Annotated in this window: 26 protein-coding genes and 1 tRNA gene; 12 read left to right on the top strand and 15 right to left on the bottom strand. The window is 64.7% G+C overall.

From position 1 onward, the window contains the following. Positions 1 to 2: 2 nt before the first annotated feature. Positions 3 to 782 (top strand): ATP12 family chaperone protein, encoded by a 780-nt coding sequence (locus ACLI1C_RS11370; protein ID WP_411396961.1) that lies wholly within the window; start codon positions 3 to 5, stop codon positions 780 to 782. Here the strand turns inward: ACLI1C_RS11370 and folK are convergent. From folK to ACLI1C_RS11350, 4 genes are all read right to left on the bottom strand, one after another. Continuing rightward, positions 779 to 1210: a 2-amino-4-hydroxy-6-hydroxymethyldihydropteridine diphosphokinase gene (gene folK, locus ACLI1C_RS11365; RefSeq protein ID WP_411396960.1), complete on the bottom strand. Its 432-nt coding sequence runs from the start codon at positions 1208 to 1210 to the stop codon at positions 779 to 781. The two genes, ACLI1C_RS11370 and folK, sit on opposite strands and share 4 nt — an antisense overlap. Beyond that, on the bottom strand, positions 1207 to 1593 hold the full coding sequence (gene folB, locus ACLI1C_RS11360; protein ID WP_411396959.1) for a dihydroneopterin aldolase: 387 nt from the start codon (positions 1591 to 1593) through the stop codon (positions 1207 to 1209). The genes folK and folB overlap by 4 nt, the downstream gene beginning before the upstream one ends. A 3-nt stretch (positions 1594 to 1596) precedes the next feature. Next, on the bottom strand, positions 1597 to 2466 hold the full coding sequence (gene folP / locus ACLI1C_RS11355; protein WP_411396958.1) for a dihydropteroate synthase: 870 nt from the start codon (positions 2464 to 2466) through the stop codon (positions 1597 to 1599). Between the two features lie 191 nt (positions 2467 to 2657). Beyond that, on the bottom strand, positions 2658 to 4427 hold the full coding sequence (locus ACLI1C_RS11350) for an SLC13 family permease (protein ID WP_411396957.1): 1770 nt from the start codon (positions 4425 to 4427) through the stop codon (positions 2658 to 2660). A gap of 139 nt (positions 4428 to 4566) precedes the next feature. Here ACLI1C_RS11350 and ACLI1C_RS11345 point away from each other — a divergent pair, with 139 nt between their 5' ends. Continuing rightward, positions 4567 to 5481: a phosphotriesterase gene (locus tag ACLI1C_RS11345; protein ID WP_411396956.1), complete on the top strand. Its 915-nt coding sequence runs from the start codon at positions 4567 to 4569 to the stop codon at positions 5479 to 5481. A 167-nt stretch (positions 5482 to 5648) separates the two neighbouring features. Here ACLI1C_RS11345 and ACLI1C_RS11340 read toward each other — a convergent pair whose 3' ends face one another. Next, a complete protein-coding gene (locus tag ACLI1C_RS11340; protein ID WP_411396955.1) occupies positions 5649 to 6506 on the bottom strand; it encodes a helix-turn-helix domain-containing protein in 858 nt (285 codons plus the stop codon). 131 nt (positions 6507 to 6637) lie between these two features. On the opposite strand from ACLI1C_RS11340, the gene ACLI1C_RS11335 reads away from it, so the two are divergent. After that, positions 6638 to 7585: a phytanoyl-CoA dioxygenase family protein gene (locus ACLI1C_RS11335; RefSeq protein WP_411396954.1), complete on the top strand. Its 948-nt coding sequence runs from the start codon at positions 6638 to 6640 to the stop codon at positions 7583 to 7585. Positions 7586 to 7696: 111 nt separating this feature from the next. Beyond that, a complete protein-coding gene (locus ACLI1C_RS11330; RefSeq protein ID WP_411398306.1) occupies positions 7697 to 8860 on the top strand; it encodes an HPP family protein in 1164 nt (387 codons plus the stop codon). On the opposite strand, the gene cysW is transcribed toward ACLI1C_RS11330, so the two are convergent. From cysW to rimO, 4 genes are all read right to left on the bottom strand, one after another. Then, the gene (gene cysW / locus ACLI1C_RS11325; protein ID WP_411396953.1) at positions 8857 to 9678 is read right to left on the bottom strand and encodes a sulfate ABC transporter permease subunit CysW; all 822 of its coding nucleotides are present in this window, start codon (positions 9676 to 9678) and stop codon (positions 8857 to 8859) included. The two genes, ACLI1C_RS11330 and cysW, sit on opposite strands and share 4 nt — an antisense overlap. Next, complete coding sequence (gene cysT, locus ACLI1C_RS11320; protein ID WP_411396952.1) at positions 9678 to 10514, bottom strand: sulfate ABC transporter permease subunit CysT; 837 nt, start codon at positions 10512 to 10514, stop codon at positions 9678 to 9680. The genes cysW and cysT overlap by 1 nt, the downstream gene beginning before the upstream one ends. 62 nt (positions 10515 to 10576) lie before the next feature. Beyond that, positions 10577 to 11557, bottom strand: a complete 981-nt coding sequence (locus ACLI1C_RS11315; RefSeq protein ID WP_411396951.1) for a sulfate ABC transporter substrate-binding protein — start codon at positions 11555 to 11557, stop codon at positions 10577 to 10579. A gap of 517 nt (positions 11558 to 12074) precedes the next feature. After that, positions 12075 to 13406 carry a 30S ribosomal protein S12 methylthiotransferase RimO gene (gene rimO, locus ACLI1C_RS11310; RefSeq protein WP_411396950.1) on the bottom strand — a complete coding sequence of 444 codons (1332 nt, stop codon included), beginning with the start codon at positions 13404 to 13406 and terminating at the stop codon, positions 12075 to 12077. A gap of 239 nt (positions 13407 to 13645) precedes the next feature. Between rimO and ACLI1C_RS11305 the strand changes: the two genes are divergently transcribed. Beyond that, positions 13646 to 14023, top strand: a complete 378-nt coding sequence (locus tag ACLI1C_RS11305; RefSeq protein ID WP_411396949.1) for a DoxX family protein — start codon at positions 13646 to 13648, stop codon at positions 14021 to 14023. A 239-nt stretch (positions 14024 to 14262) separates the two neighbouring features. Here the strand turns inward: ACLI1C_RS11305 and ACLI1C_RS11300 are convergent, their stop codons facing one another. Further along, positions 14263 to 14799: a DUF4282 domain-containing protein gene (locus ACLI1C_RS11300; protein WP_411396948.1), complete on the bottom strand. Its 537-nt coding sequence runs from the start codon at positions 14797 to 14799 to the stop codon at positions 14263 to 14265. Between the two features lie 30 nt (positions 14800 to 14829). Beyond that, entirely contained in the window at positions 14830 to 15588 is a 759-nt protein-coding gene (gene lipB, locus ACLI1C_RS11295) for a lipoyl(octanoyl) transferase LipB (protein ID WP_411396947.1), read from the bottom strand. An 81-nt stretch (positions 15589 to 15669) separates the two neighbouring features. On the opposite strand from lipB, the gene ACLI1C_RS11290 reads away from it, so the two are divergent. From ACLI1C_RS11290 to ACLI1C_RS11280, 3 genes are all read left to right on the top strand, one after another. Next, a complete protein-coding gene (locus ACLI1C_RS11290; protein WP_332686128.1) occupies positions 15670 to 15903 on the top strand; it encodes a FliM/FliN family flagellar motor switch protein in 234 nt (77 codons plus the stop codon). Positions 15904 to 16156: 253 nt separating this feature from the next. Continuing rightward, positions 16157 to 16241, top strand: a tRNA-Leu gene (locus tag ACLI1C_RS11285). Positions 16242 to 16466: 225 nt separating this feature from the next. Next, positions 16467 to 18353 carry a PAS domain S-box protein gene (locus ACLI1C_RS11280; protein ID WP_411396946.1) on the top strand — a complete coding sequence of 629 codons (1887 nt, stop codon included), beginning with the start codon at positions 16467 to 16469 and terminating at the stop codon, positions 18351 to 18353. A 4-nt stretch (positions 18354 to 18357) separates the two neighbouring features. Here ACLI1C_RS11280 and ACLI1C_RS11275 read toward each other — a convergent pair whose 3' ends face one another. The 4 genes from ACLI1C_RS11275 to ACLI1C_RS11260 form a co-directional block, all read right to left on the bottom strand. Continuing rightward, complete coding sequence (locus ACLI1C_RS11275; protein ID WP_411396945.1) at positions 18358 to 18588, bottom strand: hypothetical protein; 231 nt, start codon at positions 18586 to 18588, stop codon at positions 18358 to 18360. After that, complete coding sequence (locus ACLI1C_RS11270) at positions 18585 to 18815, bottom strand: hypothetical protein (RefSeq protein WP_411396944.1); 231 nt, start codon at positions 18813 to 18815, stop codon at positions 18585 to 18587. Before ACLI1C_RS11270 ends, ACLI1C_RS11275 begins: the two co-directional genes overlap by 4 nt. 107 nt (positions 18816 to 18922) lie before the next feature. After that, positions 18923 to 19069 carry a hypothetical protein gene (locus tag ACLI1C_RS11265; RefSeq protein WP_411396943.1) on the bottom strand — a complete coding sequence of 49 codons (147 nt, stop codon included), beginning with the start codon at positions 19067 to 19069 and terminating at the stop codon, positions 18923 to 18925. 109 nt (positions 19070 to 19178) lie between these two features. Continuing rightward, positions 19179 to 19544, bottom strand: coding sequence for an MmcQ/YjbR family DNA-binding protein (locus ACLI1C_RS11260; RefSeq protein WP_411396942.1), 366 nt, complete (start codon positions 19542 to 19544; stop codon positions 19179 to 19181). A gap of 103 nt (positions 19545 to 19647) precedes the next feature. Between ACLI1C_RS11260 and mgtE the strand changes: the two genes are divergently transcribed. From mgtE to ACLI1C_RS11240, 4 genes are all read left to right on the top strand, one after another. Next, on the top strand, positions 19648 to 21063 hold the full coding sequence (mgtE, locus tag ACLI1C_RS11255; protein ID WP_411396941.1) for a magnesium transporter: 1416 nt from the start codon (positions 19648 to 19650) through the stop codon (positions 21061 to 21063). Between the two features lie 2 nt (positions 21064 to 21065). Continuing rightward, complete coding sequence (locus ACLI1C_RS11250) at positions 21066 to 21638, top strand: chloramphenicol phosphotransferase CPT family protein (RefSeq protein WP_411396940.1); 573 nt, start codon at positions 21066 to 21068, stop codon at positions 21636 to 21638. A gap of 510 nt (positions 21639 to 22148) precedes the next feature. After that, positions 22149 to 22826, top strand: a complete 678-nt coding sequence (locus ACLI1C_RS11245) for a glutathione S-transferase N-terminal domain-containing protein (RefSeq protein WP_411396939.1) — start codon at positions 22149 to 22151, stop codon at positions 22824 to 22826. Then, entirely contained in the window at positions 22823 to 23248 is a 426-nt protein-coding gene (locus tag ACLI1C_RS11240; protein ID WP_411396938.1) for a DUF1489 family protein, read from the top strand. The genes ACLI1C_RS11245 and ACLI1C_RS11240 overlap by 4 nt, the downstream gene beginning before the upstream one ends. Positions 23249 to 23254: the final 6 nt, after the last annotated feature.

Here is a 23254-nt window from a genome sequence, read left to right as displayed (position 1 = left end):
CCATGCGCGACCAGCTTGATGACATTCAAAAGCACCTGAACGACGGCTACGGCCGGGCCCAGCACCTCAACAAGGTCGAGTTGCCCAAGCGCTTCTACAAGGATGTCGGCGTGGCGCCGGTCGACGCCGGCTTTGTCGTGACGCTGGACGGGCGACAGGTGCGCACGCCGGGCACGAAGCTGCCGGTCGTGGTGCCGGCTGCCTCGATCGCTACGGCTATGGCGGAGCAGTGGGCCGCGCAGGGCGAGTTCATCGATCCGGCGACCATGCCCACGGTGCGGCTGATCAATTCGGCGATCGAAAGCGGGGACGCGATGATCCCCGCCTTCCGGGATGAGGTGGTCAAGTTCGCGGCCAGCGATCTCATGCTCTATCGCGCCGAAAGCCCGCAGGAGCTGGTTTCCGAGCAGGAACTGGCCTGGGACAATGCACTGGTGACGCTGGCTCGGCATTTCGGCGTGAGCTTCCAACCCACAGTGGGCATCATTCACCAGAGCCAGCCAAAGACGACGCTGGATCGGCTGGCGGAGTCGCTGCAGGGGGAGAACCTGCTGGTATTGACCGCGCTTGTCTCGATTACCGGACTTACCGGTTCAGGACTTCTGGCCATAGGCCTCTGGAACAAGCTGTTTTCGACCGACCAGGTCTGGAAAGCGGCGCATATCGACGAGGATTTCCAGATCAGCCAGTGGGGCGAGGACGAGGAAGCGGCGGAGCGGCGTGCGAAGCGGCGGGTGGAATTCGATACGGCCGTGGCCGTGCTGGATGCGCTGCGCAGCTAGCGGGACGTGATCCAGCTTGCGACGCTTTCGTCGATCTGCCGGAGCGGATCGAGGACGAAGCTGCGCTCGTGGGCGTGGGGATGCGGCAGGGTGAGGCGCGGGGACTTCACCTCGATCCGGTCATAGGCAATGATGTCGATGTCGATCAGCCGGGGGCCCCAGACCTCGTCGCGGACACGGCCCATGTCGCGCTCAATGCCGAGGACAATATCAAGCAGTTCAAGGGGTTGGAGGCTGGTCTCGATGGCGATTGCCATGTTGGCGAAGTCGGGCTGATCGGTCTTGCCCCAGGGCTTGGTGGTGAGCACGGCGGATTGGGACGCGACGGTGATATCCTGATGCGCGGCGATGCGGCGGACGGCCTCGGCCAGTTGCGCGGGCGGATCGCCGATATTGGCGCCGAGACTCAGCCAGGCCTTTGACATCATTGGCTTTTCCGGTGGCGGTGCAATTCGATGCCGGCTTCACCGCGCACCATGGCGATGGGGGCTTCGGGCTTGCGGACGCGGATTACGATCCAGTTAACGCTTTGAAAAGTCTCGAAAATTCCGTCGACGATGTTTTGCGCCACGGCTTCGAGGAGCTTCATGCGGCGGGTTTCGAAGCCGGCTTTCACCACGTCATAGATATCCGCATAGGATATCCCCGTGCTGAGCCGATCCGTCGTCGCCGGAACGGAAAGGTCGATGCCCAGCTCGATGTCGATGAAGAATCGCTGGCCGAGCGTCGCCTCCTCGGCGAAGACGCCGTGGTAGCCGTAAAAACCCAGATCCTTCAAGATGATACGGTCGCCCGTAAATGTCTCGGCCATGTGCTAACCCTGTTGCGCCGGCGGACCATACAGCGTCGCCTGCGCCACGCGAAGGGCGTCGCGATTGGCGCGCACGTCGTGGACCCGAAAGATATGCCCGCCATTTGCATAGCCCAGGACCGTGGTGGCGATGGTGCCCGCGAGACGGTCCTCGGGCTGGTTGCCGAGCAGCTTGCCGATCATGGATTTGCGCGATGTGCCCACCAGGATCGCAAAATGGTCACGTTGCTGAACGGTGAATGAACGCAGTTGGCCCAGCTTTCCCAGCAGTTCGTAGTTTTCGGCCAGCGACTTGCCGAAGCCGAAGCCCGGATCGAGGATAAGCTGGTCAAGACCCATCCCGGCGCGCTGCGCCAGGTCGATGCTGCGGGCGAAGTAGCTGCGCATGTCGTCGAGCAGCGGAACCGTGCTGTCGCGATCCTTCTGCCAGTGCATGACGATGACGGGGACGCGGTGCAGGGCGGCGACGTCGGCCATTTCCGGCGCGCCCTGCAGGCCGTGCACGTCGTTGATGATGGTTGCGCCAGCCTGGACGGCCTGGTCGGCCACCAGGGGCTTGTAGGTATCGATGGAGAGCGGCGTGGTGATGCCGGCGGCCACCAGCGCATCGATGACCGGCATGACGCGATCAAGCTCTTGCTGCGTGCCGACGGGCTCGGCGCCCGGGCGGGTGCTTTCGCCGCCGATATCGATGATGTCGGCGCCCTCGGCGATCATCTGGCGGGCATGGGCGACGGCGCTCTCCACCAGATTATGCTGGCCGCCATCCGAGAAGCTGTCCGGCGTGACATTGAGGATGCCCATGACGAGCGGCGCCTGGCCCAGGATGAGCGGGGCACGGTCGGGCAGGGGGATGATATGGCTGGTGTGCATGGCGTGGTTCCGCGTCAGCGGAGGCTTACCTCCACCCTGAGGGTGACGACAAGTGTTCATCTTGGTCCGGCCCCGCTGTGGCCTCCATCACCCCACCCTCGGTCCCTCCCCATTCAGGGGAGGGAGGCGCCAGAGCCAGCGTTTGTGCTCATAGGCTCCCTCCACTCCGTGCGGGGGAAGGTCCGCTGCGGCTAGAACGGCCAGACCAGCATCAGCATGGGAACGGCGACGAGGACCACCAGCAGTGAGAGCGGCGCGCCGAGGCGTGCGTAGTCGCTGAACTTGTAGCCGCCGGGACCCATGACCAGGGTGTTGCACTGATGGCCGATGGGGGTGAGGAAGTCGCAGCCGGCGCCGATGGCCACGGCCAGCAGGAATGCCTCGGGGGCATAGCCGAGCTCGGTGGCGAAGGTGGCGGCGATCGGCGCCATGACCAGCACGGTGGCGGCATTGTTGAGGAAGGGGGTCACCGCCATGGCGGCGACCATGATGAGAGCCAGCGCGCCCCAGCCCGGAAGCGTGCTAGCGGTCATGGAGAGCCAGCTGGCGATAAGTTCGGTGCCGCCGGTGGTGCGCAGGGAATCCGAGACCGGAATCAGGCAGGCGAGCATGATGAGAATGGGCGCGTCGAGCTGGGTATAGACGTCGCGCAGGGGAATGGAGCGGGTGAGGACCGCCGCCACGGCGGCAGCGAAGAAGGCCGGGGCGACAGGGACCACGCCAAAGGCGGTGGCGGCCATGGCGACCAGCAGGATGCCCAAGGGAACAAGCCCGTTGCGGACGCTGCCCAGCCGCAGGCCGCGCTCGACGAGGGGAAGGCAGTCCCATTCGCGCAACAGCTCGGGCAGGCGCTTGAGATGCCCCTGCAGGAGGATCACGTCGCCATTCTGAAAGCGGATCTGCCCGAGCCGTTCGGTGAAGCGCTGGTCGCGCCGGCTGATGGCCAGGAGGTTGAGGCCGGTGCGATCGAACAGGGTGAGTTCCTGGGCGGTGGCGCCGATGAGAGCAGAGCTTTCCCCGATGACGGCCTCGATGATGCCGATGTCGGCGGCGTCCTTGGTGGCCGCGCCGCGCCGTTCGGAAAAGACGAGGCCGGACTGGGAGACCATCTTGTCCAAGGCATCGGCGGCGCCCTCGATGAGCAGGATGTCGCCGAGGCGCAGCTTGACGTCGGGCAGTGGCGTACGGCGCTGGCCGGTTGCGCCGAGGATGCGGATGATCATGGCCTGGCCGTCGGCATTGCGCTGGATTTCGGAGACGGTCTTGCCGATGGCCGGAGAATCTTCGGTGACGCGCGCCTCGGTGGTGTAATTCTTGATCTCGATGGCGCTTTCGAGCCCGGTTTCCTCGCGCCGGCGCTCGGGCAGCAGGCGGTAGCACAGCGCCAGGAAGATCACGCCAACCACGGACAGGGCCAGGCCCGTCGGGGTGTAATCGAACATGGTGAAGGGCTGACCGGTCATATCCTGGCGGACGCGGGACACGATGATATTGGGCGAGGTGCCGATCTGGGTCATCAACCCGCCCAGCAGCGAGCCGAAGGACATCGGCATCAGGAAGAGCGAGGGCGAGACGCCGGACTTGCGGGCCATCTGGAAGGCGATCGGCATCATGATGGCCAGGGCGCCGATATTCTTGACGAAGGCGCTGAGCACGGTGACCACGACGACCAGCAGGATCAGCTGGGCGCGCGGCGTGCTGATATTGGGCGCGAAGCGGCGCATGGCCACTTCCATGATGCCCGAGCGCGACACGGCGGCGCTGACCACCAGGGCGCTGGCGACGATGATGACGATATCGTCGGAAAAGCCGCTAAAGGCTTCGCCCGGTGACACGACTCCCAGAGCGAGGGCGGCGAGCAGGGCGCAGACCGCTACCACGTCATAGCGCCAGCGGCCCCATATGAAGGCCACCATCATGGCGCCAATGATCAGAAAGGCGAAGATTTGCGGCAGAGTCATTGCCATTCCATAAGTGGCGCAGGCGTCAATCGCAACACATCGCAGCTTGGGGCGGGCGGCAAGGGCGAAAATCGACATGCGATGATATATAGATGTGGAACCAGCCCAGAGACGCCGAATGGCGCGGAGGAAATACCCAATGAAGCAGCTTTTCACCACACTCGGCCCACGCAGCAAGGCGGAGCTCGGCATGATCCTGCCGCACGAGCACGTGTTTGTGGATCTGCGGACGCCCGACAAGGAGGGGTATGCTCAGGCGGACGTGGCGGAGGTGGTGGCGCTGATGGCGCCGCAGATCGAGGCGATCAAGGCGCAGGGGGTGACGGCGCTGGTGGAATGCTCCACCGGTGGGGTCGGGCTGCGGGTGGATTTCGACCTGGCCGTGTCGAAGGCCACCGGCTTTCCCATCGTGGTGCCGACGGGCAATTATCGCGAACCGTGGATCCCCGACTGGGTGCGGGCGGCGAGCGAGGATGAGCTGGAAGCCTGGATGCACAAGGAGCTGAGCCAGGGCATCGGCGAAACTGGGGTGCGGGCAGCCTGGATCAAGGTCAGCGCCGGCGATGACGGAATTACGCCGCTCGAGAGCAAGATCCTGCGCGCCGCGGCGCGGGCGGCCAAGGCCAATGATGCGGTGATCGGCTCGCACACCATCAAGGGGCGGGTGGTGATGGACCAGCTCGATATCATCGAGGCCGAGGGCCACAGCGCCAGCCGTTTCATTTCGATCCATACCCAGGCCGAACCCGATTTCGAGATGCACAAGGCGGTAGCGGCGCGTGGCGCCTGGATCGAATATGACAATCTGGGCTGGGTGCCGGACGAAGAAAGCGTGCCGCTGATCCTCAAGGCGCTGGAAGCCGGGCTCGGCAAGCAGCTGCTGCTGAGCCACGACATGGGCTGGTTTGACCCCGCCAAGCCCGGCGGCGGCGAGCCGCGGCCTTATACGCATCTGGTGGGCAGCATATTGCCCAAGCTGCGGGCGGCGGGTGTGGACGAGGCGATGATCGTGCAACTGACGGAGATCAATCCGTTCGAGGCCTTTGCGCGGTAGGGGCTTGGGGCACGCTGCAACGGGGGTGTTCGTGGAGATGACCCCCACCCAACCTCCCCCTGGAAGGGGGAGGGGCTGATCGCGTGTGGGGCACGATCTGCAACACCCACCAAGCGGTTCCTCCCCCTGTCAGGGGGAGGTTAGGTGGGGGTACTCGGATCTGCCGACTACCCCAGGAACGCCGCCCGATACGCCCGCGGCGTCGTGCCCTTCAGGGCCTTGAACTGGCGGTTGAAGTTGGCGAGCGAGTCGTAGCCGACCTCGCCGGCGATCGTGCCGATGGGCATGGGGCCGGAGGAGAGCAGGGCGCAGGCGCGACCGATGCGCAGGCGGATGAGATACTGGCTCACGGTCTGGCGCGTGTGGCGCTGGAAGGTGCGGTGCAGGCCCGAGGGGCTGAGCGCGGCGATATCGGCAAGCTGGGAAATGGTGATCGGCTCGGCGAAGTGGGCGTGGATGTGATTGAGCACGCGGTCGATGCGGCCCCGGTCGGTGGCGGCGGGCGCCAGCTCGGGGGCGGTGGCCGAGAGCGGCGTCGCGGCGCGGTCGCCGGCCAGCCGGGTCAGGATGCTAACCAGGCGCAGGAAGCGCTCGACGGGCGGCTGGGTGAAGAGATCCTCGACCTGTGGCCGGACGGCCTCCGCTGTCTCGGGGGAGAATTGCAGGCCATGCGCAGCGCGGGCCAGCATGGCGGCGACGGCGCGCAGCTCGGCATTGGCGGTGAGCCGTTCGGCCCAATCGGGCAGGAACCACATGACAAGCGCGACATGGGGCTGGCCGGCGTCCGGACGGTCCAGCGAATGCCAGGTATGGGGCAGGTAGGGGCCGATCAGCACCAGATCGCCGGGCTCGTAGCGGCCGATATGGTCGCCGATGAAGCGCTGGCCGCGTGAATTGAGCGTCAGCGTCAGCTCGAATTCCGGATGGTGATGCCACTGGAAGGGAATGCCGTCATCGAGGCGCCGGTTGAGACTGGCCCAAGAGGCGCCTTCGTCGGGGGTGAGGCGTTCCAGATAGGGCTTCATATGGCGCCGTTCGGTCTCCGTACGCCAGAATAATATCAATATTGGCCAGCCTTGGGCAAGCGGGACTGGAGGCAGGCGGCTAGGATCACTGCATCAGCAAGCCCGAAGGGGACGCAAAATGGGAGTGAACCATGCAGCCGAGCACCAAACGCGACAGCCATCCCACCACGCAGGTGGTGACCACCCAGCTCAAGGACATCGTCAAGAAGCTGCCCCTGCGGGTGCTGAGCCCGGAAGACTGGGAACACTGGGTGACCAGGGGCTATGTGATTGTTCGCGCTGCGGTGCCGCCGGAAAATGTCGAGCGGCTCAAGGCCTTGCTCTGGGAATTTGATGAAAAGAATCCGGACGACCAGTCCACCTGGTACGCGCCGCAGCGTCGCGATCACATCATGAAGGAGCTCAACGGCACGGGCATGGTGGAGATCTACAACCACCAGTATCTGTGGGACAACCGCATGGAGCAGCGGATCTATGATGCCTTCGTGGACATCTGGGACATGGAGGAGCTGTGGACCAGCATCGACCGGGCCAATCTCAACGTGCCCAAGAAGGTGCATGGCAACCCGAACGGGTTCATCCACTGGGACAGCGATACTTCGCTCGATCCGCTGCCGATCGGCGTGCAGGGGGTGTTGAGCCTGGTCAAGCAGGACGGCGATGTCGGCGGGTTCCAGTGCATTCCCGAGCTGTTCTACGACTTCGACAACTGGGTGAAGACCCAGCCGGCCGACCGCGACCCGATGCATCCGGATACGACCGGGCTGACGATCACCAATATCGAGATGGAGCCGGGCGACCTGATGATCTTCAACACGCTGCTGGCGCATGGCGTGCGGCCCAACCACTCCAAGGACCGGGTGCGCATGGCGCAGTATATCTCGATGTTCCCGGCCGATGAGGCCAACGTGGCCGAACGCGCCGAGCGCATCAGGCTGTGGCGCGAGCTGGACCACCCGCAGCGCGATGCCTTTCCCGGCGATCCGCGCGAGTGGGAGAAGAAGCACGCCACGACGGCCAAGCTGACACCGCTGGGCGAGAAGCTGCTGGGGCTCAAGAGCTGGCACCAGGCGGGTTGAGACACAAGGCGGCACGGCAGGAATGAAATTCCCGTCGTGCCGATTTCTTCGGAATATCCAGTGCCTGTAGCCGGTTGGCGGGGCTGCGTGCGCCTGCTACATCCCGCGGCAATGTCCAGCGTCATCCCCTTCATCAAGCGCTTTGTGCCCGGCCTGGCGCCTGTCAGCCTGGGCGAGCGGCTGCGCGCGTCGATCGGTGCGCTGATCGGCATCCTGGTGACTGGGGCGGTGGCGAGCCTGGCCCTGGGGGGAAGCCCCGATGCACCGCTGCTGATCGCGCCCATGGGGGCTTCGGCGGTGCTGCTGTTTGCCGTGCCGACAAGTCCCCTGGCCCAGCCCTGGTCGATCATTGGTGGCAATACGATCTCAGCGCTGATCGGGGTGAGCTGCGCGCGCTATGTGGGCGACCCGATGCTGGCTGCGGCGCTGGCGGTGGGGCTGGCGATCGCGGCGATGATGGCGCTCAAATGCCTGCACCCGCCGAGTGGCGCGGTGGCGCTGACCGCGGTGCTGGGCGGGCCGGCCATCCAGGCGGCGGGCTTCGGTTTCGTGGTCTGGCCGGTGCTGGTGAACTCGATCCTGCTGCTCGTGGCGGCGCTGCTGTTCAACAACCTGACCGGGCGGCGCTATCCCCACCTGGCGCCTGTGCCGGGCAATCCGCACCGGACGGCCGATCCGCTACCGATGGGGCGGCTGGGCGTGACGCAGGACGATATCAGCGCGGTGCTGGCGCAGTATGATCTAGTTATGCCGGTGGCGACGGATGACCTCGAGGATATCCTGCATAGGGCGGAATTGCGGGCCTATGACCGGCGCTCGGGCGGTGTGACCTGCGGGCAGATCATGAGCCGGGACGTGCAATCGGTGGGGCCCAAGACGAGCCTGCGCGAAGCCCTGCGGCATCTGCGCGAGCATCACATCAAGGCGCTGCCGGTGGTGGACCTCGACAACAAGGTGATCGGCATCCTGACGCAGACCGATTTGCTGGACAAGGCCGACTGGGGGATGTCGGCGACGGGCTCGGGGCTGGGCTGGCGGCTGCGGGCAATCAGCAATTCGGACCGGGCGCTCAAGGGCAAGGTCGAGGATATCATGAGCGCGCCGGTCAAGGCCGCGCGGCCGGAGACGCATATTGCCCAGATCGTGCCATTCATGGCGGATGCGGGGCTGCATCACCTGCCCGTGGTGGATGGCGAGGGGCATCTGGTGGGCATGGTGACGCAGTCGGACTTGATGGCAGCCATGTTCGCCGTGGCGACAGACAGCCCGGCCTAGCGCCAGCCGCCCCTGGCTTCGAGGGTGGATTTCAGCAACAGCGTGAGCACGGCCATGAAGGCCAGCGTCGAGCTGGCGGCGAAGGCGCCGGTGACGTTGAAATCGTTGAAGAGCTGGCTGATCTGGAGGGGCAGGGTGTTGGTCTGGCCGCGAATGGAGCCCGAGACGACCGAGACGGCGCCGAACTCGCCCATGACGCGGGCATTGGTGAGGATGGCGCCGTAGAGGATGGCCCAGCGGATATTGGGCAGGGTGACGAACCAGAACATCTGCCAGCCATTGGCGCCGAGCGAGAGCGCGGCTTCCTCATCCTCGGTGCCCTGCTGCTGCATCAGCGGGATCAGCTCGCGGGCCACGAAGGGCGCGGTGACGAAGAGGCTGACAAGCACGATGGCGGTGGTGGTGAACATCAGCTGGATGCCGGCGCCCTGCAGGGTGGGGCCGAGCAGGCCCTGGCCGCCATAGAGGAAGAGATAGACCACGCCGGCCACGATGGGGCTGACGGCGGCGGGCAGCTCGATGATGGTGATGAGCACCTGCCGGCCGGGGAACTTGAAGCGGGTGACTAGCCAGGCGACGCAGATGCCAACCACGATATTGATCGGGACGACGATCAGCGCCGTCAGAACGGTGAGGCCGATAGCGTGCAGGGTGTTGGGTTCGACGATATTGGCGAGATAGACGCCCAGGCCCTCGCGCAGCGCAAAGGCGAAAATCAGCAGCAGCGGCACCACCAGGATGGCGGCGGACAGCCCGAAGGCGAGGGCGATCAGCGTGATTTCGGCGAGGGAACGCGGCTGGGTGCGTGTGGCGTGCATCAGCGGCTCCGATCGGCATAGCGCGTCTGCCAGGCCTGGAGGGCATTGGTCAGCAGCAGGGTGAGGAAAGCGGCGAGGAGGAGGACGAAGGCGAGGGCGGCGGCGCCCTCGTAATTGTATTCCTCAAGGCGGATGAAGATTAGCAGCGAGACGATCTCGGTGAGGCCGGGCAGGTTGCCGGCGATGAAGACCACGGCGCCGAATTCGCCGAGCGAGCGGGCAAAGGACAGCACGCAGCCGGCCATGAAGGCGGGGAGGATGGTGGGCCAGATGACGCGGGCAAAAATCTGCCATCGCGTGGCGCCCAGGGTACGGGCGGCCTCTTCCAGCTCGACCTGCACCTCTTCGAGCACCGGCTGGACGGTGCGCACCACGAAGGGGATCGAGGTGAAGGCCATGGCGAGGATGATGCCGAGCTGGGTGTAATTGACCTTGATGCCGTTGGGCTCGAGAAACTGGCCATACCAGCCGCTATCGGCGAAGAGGGTCACGAGGACGAGGCCAGCCACCGCGGTGGGCAAGGCGAAGGGCAGGTCGACCAGGGCATCGAGGATGCGCTTGCCGGGGAAGCTGTAGCGGGTGAGCACCCAGGCCAGCAGCAGGCCGAAGGCGCCGTTGAACAGGGCGGCGATGAAGGCCGAGCCGAAGGTGATGCGATAGGCGGCGAGCGAGCGGTTGGAGCCGACGATGCGCCAGAACTCTTCCCAGCCCATGCCCCCGACCTTGAGCAGCATGGCGAGCAGGGGCAGGGCGATGATGATGGTCAGATAGAGCATGGAGACGCCCAGCGTCAGCCCGAAGCCGGGCAAGAGGTGCTTGCTGCGTCGCGATGCCATGGATGGTCCTCAGAGGCGGACGGCGTGGCCCCGGGCCACGCCGCAAAGGTCGGAACGGCAGATTACTGGTTCAGGAAGACCCGGTCGAGCAGGCCGCCATCGGCGAAGTGCTCTTCGGAGGCCTTGTCCCAGCCGCCAAAGGCATCCTCGATGGTCACGAGGCGCACTTCGGGGAAGTCCGCGGCATGTGCTGCGGCGACGGTTTCGTCCTGCACGCGGTGGAAATTGGCGGCGGCGACTTCCTGGCCGGCGGGCGAGAACAGGAAATCGAGATAGGCCTTGGCCAGGTCACGGCTGCCACGGGCGTCGACGACCTTGTCGACGATGGCGACCGGGAATTCGGAGAGGAAGCTCACCGAGGGGATGACCGTCTCGTAGTTGTCGGCGCCGAGCTGGTTGCGCACGCTCAGCACCTCGGCCTCGAAGGTGACCAGCACGTCGCCAAGCTGGCGCTCGGTGAAGGCGGTGGTGGCGGCGCGACCGCCGGTCTCGAAGACCGGGACATTGGCGAAGAGCTTGGTGAGGAAGGCCTCGATCTGGGCTTCATCGCCGGCATATTCCTCGACCGCCCAGGCGCGGGCGGCGAGATAGGTATAGCGGCCGTTACCCGAGGTCTTGGGATTGGGGAAGATGACCTGCACGCCGTCGCCGGCCAGATCGCCCCAGTCGCTGATGCCCTTGGGATTGCCGGCGCGCACCAGGAAGGCCGGGAAGGAATAGAAGGGCGCGGCATTGTTGGGGAATTCGCTGGCCCAATCCTCGGACACGACGCCGCCCTCAACGAGGCGGGCGATATCGGTCACCTGGTTGAAGGTCACGACATCGGCGGCGAGGCCTTCCAGAATGGCGCGGGCCTGGGTGGAGGTGCCGGCATGGGACTGGTTGACCGTGACAGTGGCACCCGAGGCCGCATAGGCGGCGTTCTGCGCCTCGAACAGCTCGCGGGCGATGTCGTAGGAGGCGTTGAGGATGTCGGTGGGCTGGGCAAAGGCCGGGGTGCCGAGGGTGAAGACCGCTGCGGCGACGGCAAGGAGCTTGTGCATGGACGCTGTTTTCCAACGATTGAGAGGCATTGGGCAGGGTGATGCAACGGCCCCCGTTGCGCCGTCCAGCGGTAAAGCACTGGTTTGGATGAGTAATTTACGGGCAGGCGCAGCGGCGCTAGCGGCATTGCGCGGGAAGGGAAGGTGGAGGGATTTTGTTTCGAGGGCAGTTGGCACCACAGACGGCAGCAGCCCGCCTTCCCCTTGTGGAAGAGAGTAGGGGGTGGGGTGGGTTGGCCCCGATATCGGGGCTCTCTCACCCCCTCCCGGCCTCCCCATCAAGGGGGGGAGGTGCTGTCCGGCGTGTTTGGCAAAATATTGCCTCAAAAACGGAGAGGACCTCCCCCTTGATGGGGGAGGTAGGAGGGGGTGGTGTGACGGGTGCCGGACACGCGGCGACATACCCCCACCCGACCCCTTCGGGGCCACCCTCCCCACAAGGGGAAGTCGGCAAAGAAAAGGCGCCGCTGGTGCGGCGCCTTGTGGAGTTGAGTCCGGAAAGGGCGCTAAGCCGCTGTCAGTTCAGGGACTTTACCGGCTCGGCGAAGAGGTCGTATTCGTCGCTTTCGGTGACGAGGACGTCGATCATGTCGCCGGGCTTGATGCCGGTGGCGTTGGAGACGATCACCTGGCCGTCGATTTCGGGCGCGTCCCACTTGGAGCGGGCGATGGCCTTGTTGGTCTCGGGCTGCACATCGTCAACCAGCACCTGGATGGTGCGGCCGACCTTCTTGGCGAGCTGGCCGGTCGAGACATTCTGCGCCACTTCCATCAGGCGCTCGAAGCGATCCTGCATGACATCGTCGGGGACGATGCCCTCGAGCTCATTGGCCGGCGCGCCGGTAACGGGCTCATATTTGAAGCAGCCGGCGCGGTCGATCTCGGCCTCTTCGATGAAGTCGAGCATCATCTCGAAGTCTTCCTCGGTCTCGCCGGGGAAGCCGACGATGAAGTTGGACCGGACCGTGAGATCGGGGACCTGCTCACGCCACTTCAGAATGCGGTTGAGCGTCTTGTCCTGGTGGGCAGGACGGCGCATCGCCTTGAGCACCTTGGGCGAGGCGTGCTGGAAGGGAATGTCGAGATAGGGCAGGACGAGGCCCTCGGCCATCAGCTCCATCACCTGGTCGACATGGGGATAGGGATAGACGTAGTGCAGGCGCACCCAGGCGCCGAGCTGGCCCAGCTCCTTGGCCAGGTCGTAGAACTTCGCCTTGACCGGGCGGCCGCGATAATTGCTCTCGGCATAGCGGATATCGACGCCATAGGCGCTGGTATCCTGGGAGATGACCAGCAGCTCCTTGACGCCCGAGCGGATCAGGCCCTCGGCCTCGCCCAGGATTCCGGCGGCAGGCCGGCTGGCCAGGTCGCCGCGGATCTGGGGGATGATGCAGAAGGAGCAGCGATTATTGCAGCCTTCGGAAATCTTGAGATAGGCGTAGTGGCGCGGGGTCAGCTTGAGGCCGGTCTCGGGCACCAGGTCGACGAACCTGTTGGGCACGGGCGGCAGATGCTCGTGCACGGCCGACACGACGTTCTCATACTGATGCGGGCCGGAAATGGCGAGCACCGAGGGATGGGTGGCGCGGATCAGCTCTTCCTCGACGCCCAGGCAGCCGGTGACGATGACGCGGCCGTTCTCGCTGAGGGCTTCGCCGATGGCTTCGAGCGATTCCTGCTTGGCGCTGTCGAGAAAGCCGCAGGTGTTGACGAGGACGATGTCGGCGCCGGCATAGTCGCGGCTGAACGAATAGCCCTGGCTGCGCAGGGTCGACATGATGCGCTCGCTGTCGACGAGGGCTTTGGGGCAGCCGAGGCTGACGAGGCCAATTTTTGGCGCTTGGCTCATGTGAGCGGTATTTCCGATGTGGGAATGGTTGCGCGCGTCATACAGAATGTTTGACGGTTACGCAATGTGACTGCCCCTCGCATGGCGCGGGGCAGGCCTGATCGTGACGGATGGCCGCGGGGTGATTGGTGCCGATCAGCGAACGCTGCGTTACGAATTGTTTAGTTTTCACTGAGGGTTGCGGCGGCTATGGGTTCGGCTGCTGCGCCAGCGCGGCCAGTTGATTCAAAGGAAATTCAATGTTCGATCGTCTCTCCGCATATGCGCCGCAGGCCCTCGCCGTGCTGCGCATCGTCGCCGGCCTGCTGTTTCTCCTGCATGGTACCCAGAAGCTGTTCGGCTTCCCCGCGACCGAAATGTCGCCGCCGCTGATGAGCCTGTTCGGCGCTGCCGGCCTTATCGAGCTGATCACCGGCGTGATGATCATTGCCGGCTTCTTCACCCGTCCGGGCGCCCTCATCGCTTCGGGCACCATGGCCGTGGCCTATTGGATGGTCCACGCTCCCAACAGCCTGTACCCGACGAATAACGGTGGCGATGCCCCGATCCTGTTCTGCTTCGTGTTCCTGTACCTGGTGTTTTCCGGTCCGGGCGCCTGGAGCGTCAACAACAAGTAAACTTGTTGGGTGAATGAGAAAGGCCGCCGGGATGGATGTCCCGGCGGCCTTTTTTGTTCTTGCCGTTGCCTCAACCGATGCCCCTGCCCATCACAGATCGTCACCCTCGGGCTTGACCCGAGGGCTCTGTACTTGCGGAGCGCCCATCAAGTTAAGTGCCCTCGGGTCAAGCCCGAGGGTGACGTCCGGTGGGGGTGAGGCACCGGGCGTGTAGTTGCTGCCAACGAGGTTCCCCCAGCTCACACCTTTGGCGGTGGGGTGCGCTTGGCGGTGCGGCGGGGCTTGAAGACTTCGCCGGAGGTGGTGGCCGGGGCACGGGGTGGTTCCGGCGTGGCGGGCGTGGCCGGCGTCACATAGGGTGCGGGCTCGGTGGCCGGGGTGATGTATTCATCGGCCTCGGCATAGTCGGCGTCTTCGCCCTCTTCGGCCAGGTCGCGGATGGCTTCGCGGACCTCGTCGAGCAGGGATGCCGAATAGCGGGAGCGGTTGACCGTCTCGCCGCTCGATTCATGGGCCTTGAACCACACCAGCAGCGCCTCGCAGGCAATGCGCAGGCCGACCAGGGACAGCAGGCCGAAGACGGCGATTTCGAGCAGGCCCCAGAGGCCGGTGCCGAAACCGAAGCCGAAGCTCCAGAACAGATGGCTGATGGCCCAGAGCAGGATGCCGGCCAGACCCAGCGCATAGAGGATGGGCACCAGCTTGGGCGACAGGATCGCGTCGAGCCGGAACAGGGTCTGGCGCGTAAAGAGTCGTTTCAGGTCGTCCAAGGTCATCTCGTCCCTCCAGGGCGGCGCGATTGAATGTTACGCAACTAGGCCATGCAGACCAGTGCTGACAAGGCTTTCCTCTGTTGCGGAAATGGTGGGGCCGAAATGGCGCTCGAAAGCGGTGCGGAGCACCGAGTCGACCTCGGGCATGGAGGCCAGCTGGCCCAGATCCTCAAAGCTGGTGACGCCCTGGTCGGAAATGCCACAGGGCACGATGCCGTCATAGTGGCCGAGATCGGGCATGACGTTGAGCGAAATGCCGTGGAAGGTCACCCATTTGGAGACGCGGACGCCGATGGCGGCGATCTTGTCTTCCCTGAGCACGCCCTTGTCCGGCCGCCGGACCCAGACGCCGATGCGGCCCTCGCGGCGCTCGCCGACGATGTTGTGGGCGGCCAGTGTATCGATCACCCAGCTTTCGAGCCCCTTGACGAGACAACGGATGTCGCGCCCGCGCCGGGTGAGGTCCAGCATGACATAGGCCACGCGCTGGCCCGGGCCATGATAGGTATATTGGCCGCCCCGGCCGGCATCATAGACGGGGAAGCGATCGGACAGCAGGTCGGCCGCGAGAGCAGAGGTGCCTGCGGTATAGAGCGGGGGGTGTTCGAGCAGCCAGATGGCCTCCTCGGCCTCGCCCGCGGCAATGGCGGCGGCGCGGGCGCGCATGGTTTCCAGCGCCAGCGGGTAGGGCACCGGCTCGGGCGAAATGATCCACTGCACCGGCCGGGCATCGCTGCGTGCCAATTTGCTACTGATTTCGCAGTCCGCGGGGCTCGTCGTTAACGCTTCCATAACCATGCTTGCCAGAGAGTTGCCTGTAACAGATTCAGCGGCGCCATGATGTCGGCGCCGGAACGGGTTCAATCCATATCTATGAACACACTAGACAATATTGAAGTGGACATCACCGTCGAGCTTGGCGCGACGACGATGCCAATCCATCACCTGCTTCGGATGGGCCGCGGCGCGGTGATCGAACTCGATGCCGACGAAAACGACCCGCTCAACATCTACGCCAACAATACCCTGATTGCCCATGGGGAAGTGAGCGTCGAGGACGGACACCTGCGGGTACTGATCTCCGAAAAAATCTACCGCCGCGGCTAGGGGCATCGCCTTTCAGGTGATGCCGGCCTGCAAGCCCCGGTTTGCTGCGCTCCGGTGCTCACGTACATTTCGGTACGCTCCGCTCCGGTGCTCGCAAACCGCGCCTTTCGGCTCGGCCTGACCTGAAATGCGACGCCCCTCGTGCCCGCCATGAGCGCCTCATGGGAAATCTCGATTTAATTGCTTGAGGTTCCGGGAGACCTTTGCTACATCCCCACTCGCTTCGCCCCCGGGCGTGGCTCTACCAAAGCGTGCGGTCGTGGCGGAATTGGTAGACGCGCAGCGTTGAGGTCGCTGTGTCGCAAGACGTGGAAGTTCGAGTCTTCTCGACCGCACCAAAATCTTCCCCTCGGGGTCGATCTGCAATAAAACGCAACGGGTTAGCTGAGTGATATCGGCGCCCGTTGTTTTTTTGCCCAAATGTTCCCCAGTTGATTGCCATGCCTTGCCGTTTCGAGCGCCCCGGCTCTTGCCAGCGGGGTTCGCGCTGCTCCAAGCTCGCGAGGGGCCGGTGGAACCGGAATGGGTAGTGCGGCGTTTCCTCGCGTTACCTTGGGGGTCAGATGACATCGATTGAATTGGCGGCTCCATCCGCTGAACAATATCGTCTGCTGGTCGAGGCCATAACGGATTACGGCATCTATATGCTGACACCCGAAGGACTGGTGTCGAGCTGGAATGCCGGCGCAAAGCGCTTCAAGGGCTATGAGGAACACGAAGTGCTGGGGAAGCACTTTTCGATGTTCTATACGCCCGAGGACCTGGCGAGGGGGCTGCCTGACCACGCCTTGCAGGTGGCGGCCAGCGCGGGACGGTTCGAGACGCAGGGCTGGCGGCTGCGCAAGGATGGCACGCGCTTCTGGGCCCATGCGGTGATCGATCCGATCATGGGCCAGGACGGGGCCCTGCTGGGCTTTGCCAAGATCACCCGCGACATCACCGACCGGCGCCGTGCAGAGATCGAGCTGGCGCGCTCGCAGGACATGTTCCGGCGGCTGGTGCTGGGCGTGACCGACTATGCGCTCTACATGATCAGCCCCGATGGCATCGTCACCAACTGGAATGCCGGGGCCGAGCGGATCAAGGGCTATACGCCCGAGGAGATCGTCGGGCAGCATTTCGAGCGCTTCTATACGCAGGAAGACCGGGCGTCTGGGGCGCCGGCCCGGGCGCTGGAGGTAGCGCGGGAGACCGGCAAGTTCGAAAAGGAAGGCTGGCGCGTCCGCAAGGACGGCACCCGGTTCATGGCGCATGTGGTGATCGACGCCATCCGCGACCCGGATGGCAGCCTGATCGGGTTCGCCAAGATCACTCGGGACATTACCGAGCGGATGCGGGTGCAGCAGGAGCTGGAGACGGCGCGCGAGCAGCTGCTGCAGTCCCAGAAGATGGAGGCCATCGGCCAGCTCACCGGGGGCGTGGCGCATGACTTCAACAATCTGCTGATGGCGGTGCTGAGCAGCCTCGAACTGCTGCGCAAGCGGCTTCCGGACGACCCGCAGGCCTTGCGGCTGCTGGAAAATGCCCGGCAGGGCGCGGAACGCGGGGCAGCGCTGACGCGCAGCATGCTGGCCTTTGCGCGGCGCCAGGACATGGCGATCCAGCCGGTGGATGTGGCGGACCTGGTGCGCTCGATGCAGGAGATGCTGAGCAGCTCGCTGGGCGCCATGATCGCGGTGGATATTGCCTTTCCCAGCAATCTGCCTCCGGCGCTGAGCGACCCCAATCACCTGGCCGCGGCCATCCTCAACCTCACGGTCAATGCGCGCGACGCCATGCCGGGGGGCGGCACGATTCGAATCTCGGCCAGTCAGGATGGCGAATTCGTGCGGCTCAGCATTGCCGACAGCGGCGAGGGCATGGATGAAGCGGTTCTGGCGCGGGCACGCGAGCCGTTCTTCACCACCAAGGGCGTGGGCAAGGGGACCGGGCTGGGCCTCTCCATGGTGCATGGCATTGCCGAGCAGTCTGGCGGGCGGCTGGAGCTGAGGAGCAAGCCGGGCGAGGGGACGGTGGCCGAACTCTGGTTGCCGGTGGCGCAGGCTGAGGCGGGCGTGCAGACGCCGGCGCCGGTAGCGGTGGTGGCCGCCGAGCCAGAGCAGCGCCGGCTGCGCGTGCTGGCGGTGGACGACGATTATCTGGTGCTGATGAACACCGCGACGATGCTGGAAGATCTGGGCCACGAGGTGGTGGAGGCCACGTCGGCGGCGGAGGCGCTGTCGCGGCTGGAGGAAGCGACGTTCGACCTCGTGATTTCCGACCACGCCATGCCCAAGATGACCGGTGCCCAGCTGGCCGAGGTGGTCGCTGGGAAATGGCCGGGCATGCCGGTGCTGATCGCCACGGGCTATGCGGAGCTGCCCGAGGGCGCCGGACGGCGCCTGCCGAAGCTGTCCAAGCCATTCTCCCAGAACCAGCTGCATGACGCGATCTGGGAGATCGTACGGTGAAGGCCTAGTCGGGGACCTTGGCGGCCTCGAGCGCCGTCGTGATGGTGCCCTGATCCGGCGGAAGATCGAGATAGCCCTGGCCGATAAGCCAATCGCGCAGGATGACGTTGAGGGCGTCATTATGCGTCATGCGACCGCGCGGCGGCTCGTCCCGATGCGCGATGAAGCGTTCGAGGGCTTCGATCAGATCATCTTCGAGGGTGATGTCGGGTTCGGAGCGCAGCAGCTCGGTCATCGCCGCGGACCCTCGTCCTCGACATTGCGGGGCTTGGGAGGCGCCTTGCCATCATGCTTGCCGCTGTTGGGGCCGATGTCCTTGCGAGGCGGGTTGGCGCCCCCGGGTCGCTCCTGCCGGTCATAGTGTTCTTCGGTCGCCGGATGTGGATCGGCCACATCATGCGTTTTCGACGTGTTCGAACCGGTTGGCAGGCCGTCGCGGCCGGTTGATGTTGGGGTGGTCATGTGACCCTCCTGATCCCTGTGGGACCAGTAACGCTGCGGACACCGCGAGGTTCACGCCGCGCCGGGCAAAAGAAAGGGCCGCCCTTGGGCGGCCCTGATTTCGCGCGCTAGCTGGCGGGCGGCGTTACCGGCTCGGTGGTCGGAGCGGCATCGGCCGGGGGGGCGGTGCTGTTATCGGCCGGCGGCGCCTCGCCACACGCGGCCAGCGCAAGAGCCATCACCACGGCAAGTGGCGCGAGCAGTTTTCGGGACATGGGATCTCCTTTGGATGAACCTCTGATTGATCTTGGTCTTCACACGGCCGTGAGCTAACGGCCCCTTTGAGGCAAAGATGCGGCCAACGAAATCCGGACTGCTGATAGCCTAGCTGGGGGGACGCGCCTTGCGATGGGCCGCCAGGCTGGGCGGCGCCTCGAAGAACCAGGCGTCTTCGAGTCGGAGCGACAGCTCTTCATCGGTGATGGCGTCGAGGTGGATGAGCAGGGCGGGCTGGCCGATATAGGGATCGGTCTCAAAGTAGATATCAGGCGAGATTTCCATCAGCAGCGCCTTCTGGTCGGGCGGGCACTGCAGCACGAGCGTGGTGGCGTCGAGCAGGTGGGCGAAATCATTGTCGTGAACCTTGAGCGCCGGCGTGCCATTGCTGGTGGCTCGCGCGATGCCGGGCAAAGCGCGCTGTCGGGCCAGTTGCTCGATGCGAATGAATGCCTGGTCGAGATCGTTCGTCATGTGCGCCTGACCATCCTGAATCTCTTCCCCCTAGTCTGGCGCATCGCGAGCCAATTGGCTACAGCTTGGCCTGCCCCGAAACCCGGTCACACAAGGGCCTCCAATGAGCACAGATCCCGAGACAGCGCCCGGCCCTGAGGCCGGGATGGACCCCAATGCGTTCCGCGATCGCGAAGACCGCATCAGCACGCTCTGGATGGAGCGGCTGCGCGCCTATCTGGCCGCCAACCGGGATGACGATGTCGCCACCGTCATGGAGCCGCTGCATGCGGCCGATGTGGGCGACGTGCTCGAATCGCTCGATGCCGATGAGCGGCTGCACCTGGTGCGGCTGCTGGGCGATCGTTTCGACTATTCGGCACTGACCGAAGTCGACGAATCGGTCCGCATGGAGCTGATGGACGAGCTGGCCAACGCGGAAATCGCGCGGGGTGTGGCCGGACTCGACAGCGACGACGCCGTGGCGATTCTCGAGGATCTCGAGCAGGAGGACCGGGACGAGGTCCTGGCCAAGCTGCCGACCTTCGAGCGGTTGAGCCTCAAGCGCAGCCTCGATTTTCCCGATGATTCCGCCGGGCGGCGGATGCAGACCGATTTCATCGCCATCCCGCCATTCTGGACGGTGGGGCAGACGATCGACTACCTGCGCAGCGAGCCCGACCTGCCGGACGAATTCTACCAGATCTATGTGGTCGACGCCTCCTATCAGGTGCTCGGGACCCTACCGCTGGACAAGTTCCTGCGCGCCCAGCGCGCCACCTCGATCGAAGCGCTGATGAACACCAATTTCGTGCTGGTGGACGCCAACGAGGACCAGGAAGAGGCGGCACGCGACTTCGAGCGCTACGATCTGGTCGAAGTGGGCGTGGTCGACGAGAGCAAGCGGCTGGTCGGCGTGCTGACCATCGACGACATCGTGGACGTGATCCACGAGGAAGCCGACGAGGACATCAAGCTGCTGGCCGGCGTCGGCGACGAGGATATTTCGGACACCACGATCGACACGGTGCGCAGCCGTGTGCCGTGGCTGGTGGTCAACCTGTTCACGGCGGTGGGGGTCTCCTTTGTCATCGGTCTGTTCGGGGCGACCATCGACCAGATGGTGGCCCTGGCCGTGCTGATGCCGATCGTCGCCTCGATGGGCGGCAATGCCGGCACGCAGACCATGACGGTGACCGTGCGCGCGCTGGCCATGCGTGAACTGGACGGGCGGCGGCTGCGGCGGCTGATCGGGCGCGAGGTGATCGTCGGTTTCGTCAATGGCGTGATCTTTGCCATCCTGATCGGGCTGGTTACCTGGCTACGCTTCAACGACATGCAGCTTGGCATCGTCATTGCCCTCGCCATGGTGATCAACCTGATCGTGGCCGGCACGGCGGGCATACTGATCCCGCTGATGCTCGACAAGTTCAAGGCGGACCCGGCCATTGCCTCGGCGGTGTTCGTGACGACGATCACCGACGTGGTCGGCTTCTTTGCCTTTCTGGGCATTGCCGGGCTGTGGTTCGGGCTGTTCTAGCCGTGGCGGAGCCGGGCAAGATCATCTTCCTGCATGGCGCGTCGAGCAGCGGGAAATCGACCATTGCACGCAGCATACAGGCCCGGATCGGGCTGCCGTTCTGGCACATTTCCATCGATCACCTGCGCGATGCAGGCGTGCTTCCGACGGCGCGCTTCAAGGCCGGCGAGTTTGACTGGAAGGCGGCCCGTCCAGCCTTCTTTGACGGGTTCCATCACTCGCTGGCCGCCTATGCCGGTGCGGGGAACAACCTGGTGCTGGAGCATATCCTGGACACCGATGGCTGGCTTGACGACCTCGTACGGCTATTCGCACCGTTCGACGTGTTCTTTGTCGGGATCCATTGCCCCTTGCCGCTGCTCATCGCGCGGGAAAAGGCGCGCGGGGACCGGCCGGTGGGGAGTGCGGAGCAGGATTTCCACACCATTCATGTCGGCAAGAGCTACGATCACGAGGTTCATACCGACGGTGACGCGCACGGGAATGTGACCCGGATCATAGCCGCGTGGGACGCGCGGTCCGGGCTGTCAGTCTTTGCGCGGCTCGCGGCGGAGCAATCCGGACGCGGTAGTTAAAAGGCCGTGGAATTGGGTCTTGGGCGGTTAACCGCATTGTCAGCGGGGCGGGGCCGTCGGGCAACGCCTTGGCCTTGGGACCGTTTCTTGTGTTGGCGGCAGGCTGGTTATTGGAACTGCTGAAGGAATTGCGAGCCATTCGGGCGTAGCCCTCATGGCCTCGCTGCCTAAAATCGCTCCACTGGAGCGATTTTGCCTGTGGCCGGCAGCGAGTGTGGCAACTTGGCCGCTTGCAAAGCATTTATGACGCAGTTAACGATTTGCTACCGGGTGCTGTAGGCGAGCAACGCCGACGTCCCGGAGTGAACGGCTGACAAGGAGCGATTATGCGTAGTCAACCGAAGGCCACTATGTGGCGAGCAGCAAGCTGGACTATGGTTTGCCTGTTCTCAATGGGATTGGTTTTCTCCGTCGTTGCTGGCGTCTAGGCGCTAGAGTTATTCACGAGCAGCAATTCGGAAGGGCGCCCGTGCCACTGGGCGCCCTTCTTTTTTGAACAGGAGGCATCGCATGAAGCTGTTGATCGGCAACCGCAATTATTCGACCTGGTCGCTGCGGCCCTGGCTGGTGCTGAAGCATTTCGACATCCCCTTCGAGGATGAAGTCCTGCTGCTTTCGGGCGAAGGCTGGCGCGACGTGCTGGCCGAACGTTCGCCGACCGGCAAGGTGCCGGTGCTGATCGATGGCGACCTGGTCATTCCCGAGACCATCGCGATCATCGAATATGTGGCGGACAGTTTCCCCGACAAGACGATCTGGCCGGAAGACCGCGGCCAGCGGGCACTGGCGCGCGCCGCGGCCGCCGAGATGCATGCGTCGTTCCAGGCGCTGCGCAGCCATGCGCCGATGAACCTGCGGGCCTCCCATCCCGGCAAGGTCAATTGCGACGCGGTGGCGCGCGACCTGCACCGGCTGGAAACCCTGTGGGGCGAGCGCCTCGCCCAGTCGGGGGGGCCCTTCCTGTTCGGCGCCTTCACGGCGGCCGACGCCATGTTTGCGCCGGTGGCGACGCGCATCCGCACCTATGCCCTGCCGGTGTCGGACCTGCTGGGTGGCTATGTCGAGGCCATCTACAGCCTGCCCGCCTTCCAGGAATGGCTGACCCTGGCGCTGCGCGAGCCGTGGATCGTGGATGATGACGAGATCGATGTCATCCAGGGCCGCGTCAAACCCGGAATGCTGGCATGATCCACATGATCAAGCTCTGCGTGGGCGTATCGAGCCTTGAAGAGCTCGAAAGCTATCGTAATGAGCGGGCGCATTGGTGGGATGCCGACTATGGCGAGGACGTGCATGTGCATCGCACCCGCATGATGCCCAAGCGCGCGACGGAGATGGAGGGCAAGGCCTCGATCTACTGGGTCATCGCCGGGCAGGTGGTCTGCCGGCAGCCGATCCTGCGGCTGGCGCGCCATACCAATGCCGAAGGCATCGACTATTGCGACATCATCATGGCTCCGGACATGGTGCGCACCGTGCCCTATCCCAAGCGGCCATTCCAGGGATGGCGCTATCTGCGCCCCGAGGATGCGCCACCCGACCTTGGCGCCAACGAGAATGCCGAATCGCTGGCGCTGGCGGCGGACTTGGCCAAGCTGGGCCTCATTTAGGTCACC

The organism is Devosia sp. XGJD_8, assembly GCF_046614475.1.
Classification (GTDB): Bacteria; Pseudomonadota; Alphaproteobacteria; order Rhizobiales; family Devosiaceae; genus Devosia.
The sequence above is the reverse complement of the archived record's forward strand: the minus strand, read 5'-3'. Positions and strand labels throughout refer to the sequence as shown.

Coding starts and splice junctions, on each gene's coding strand:
- ACLI1C_RS11370 (WP_411396961.1), top strand. CDS start 3: ATGCGCGACCAGCTTGATGACATTCAAAAGCACCTGAACGACGGCTAC.
- folK (WP_411396960.1), bottom strand. CDS start 1,210: ATGATGTCAAAGGCCTGGCTGAGTCTCGGCGCCAATATCGGCGATCCG.
- folB (WP_411396959.1), bottom strand. CDS start 1,593: ATGGCCGAGACATTTACGGGCGACCGTATCATCTTGAAGGATCTGGGT.
- folP (WP_411396958.1), bottom strand. CDS start 2,466: ATGCACACCAGCCATATCATCCCCCTGCCCGACCGTGCCCCGCTCATC.
- ACLI1C_RS11350 (WP_411396957.1), bottom strand. CDS start 4,427: ATGACTCTGCCGCAAATCTTCGCCTTTCTGATCATTGGCGCCATGATG.
- ACLI1C_RS11345 (WP_411396956.1), top strand. CDS start 4,567: ATGAAGCAGCTTTTCACCACACTCGGCCCACGCAGCAAGGCGGAGCTC.
- ACLI1C_RS11340 (WP_411396955.1), bottom strand. CDS start 6,506: ATGAAGCCCTATCTGGAACGCCTCACCCCCGACGAAGGCGCCTCTTGG.
- ACLI1C_RS11335 (WP_411396954.1), top strand. CDS start 6,638: ATGCAGCCGAGCACCAAACGCGACAGCCATCCCACCACGCAGGTGGTG.
- ACLI1C_RS11330 (WP_411398306.1), top strand. CDS start 7,697: ATGTCCAGCGTCATCCCCTTCATCAAGCGCTTTGTGCCCGGCCTGGCG.
- cysW (WP_411396953.1), bottom strand. CDS start 9,678: ATGCACGCCACACGCACCCAGCCGCGTTCCCTCGCCGAAATCACGCTG.
- cysT (WP_411396952.1), bottom strand. CDS start 10,514: ATGGCATCGCGACGCAGCAAGCACCTCTTGCCCGGCTTCGGGCTGACG.
- ACLI1C_RS11315 (WP_411396951.1), bottom strand. CDS start 11,557: ATGCACAAGCTCCTTGCCGTCGCCGCAGCGGTCTTCACCCTCGGCACC.
- rimO (WP_411396950.1), bottom strand. CDS start 13,406: ATGAGCCAAGCGCCAAAAATTGGCCTCGTCAGCCTCGGCTGCCCCAAA.
- ACLI1C_RS11305 (WP_411396949.1), top strand. CDS start 13,646: ATGTTCGATCGTCTCTCCGCATATGCGCCGCAGGCCCTCGCCGTGCTG.
- ACLI1C_RS11300 (WP_411396948.1), bottom strand. CDS start 14,799: ATGACCTTGGACGACCTGAAACGACTCTTTACGCGCCAGACCCTGTTC.
- lipB (WP_411396947.1), bottom strand. CDS start 15,588: ATGGAAGCGTTAACGACGAGCCCCGCGGACTGCGAAATCAGTAGCAAA.
- ACLI1C_RS11290 (WP_332686128.1), top strand. CDS start 15,670: ATGAACACACTAGACAATATTGAAGTGGACATCACCGTCGAGCTTGGC.
- ACLI1C_RS11280 (WP_411396946.1), top strand. CDS start 16,467: ATGACATCGATTGAATTGGCGGCTCCATCCGCTGAACAATATCGTCTG.
- ACLI1C_RS11275 (WP_411396945.1), bottom strand. CDS start 18,588: ATGACCGAGCTGCTGCGCTCCGAACCCGACATCACCCTCGAAGATGAT.
- ACLI1C_RS11270 (WP_411396944.1), bottom strand. CDS start 18,815: ATGACCACCCCAACATCAACCGGCCGCGACGGCCTGCCAACCGGTTCG.
- ACLI1C_RS11265 (WP_411396943.1), bottom strand. CDS start 19,069: ATGTCCCGAAAACTGCTCGCGCCACTTGCCGTGGTGATGGCTCTTGCG.
- ACLI1C_RS11260 (WP_411396942.1), bottom strand. CDS start 19,544: ATGACGAACGATCTCGACCAGGCATTCATTCGCATCGAGCAACTGGCC.
- mgtE (WP_411396941.1), top strand. CDS start 19,648: ATGAGCACAGATCCCGAGACAGCGCCCGGCCCTGAGGCCGGGATGGAC.
- ACLI1C_RS11245 (WP_411396939.1), top strand. CDS start 22,149: ATGAAGCTGTTGATCGGCAACCGCAATTATTCGACCTGGTCGCTGCGG.
- ACLI1C_RS11240 (WP_411396938.1), top strand. CDS start 22,823: ATGATCCACATGATCAAGCTCTGCGTGGGCGTATCGAGCCTTGAAGAG.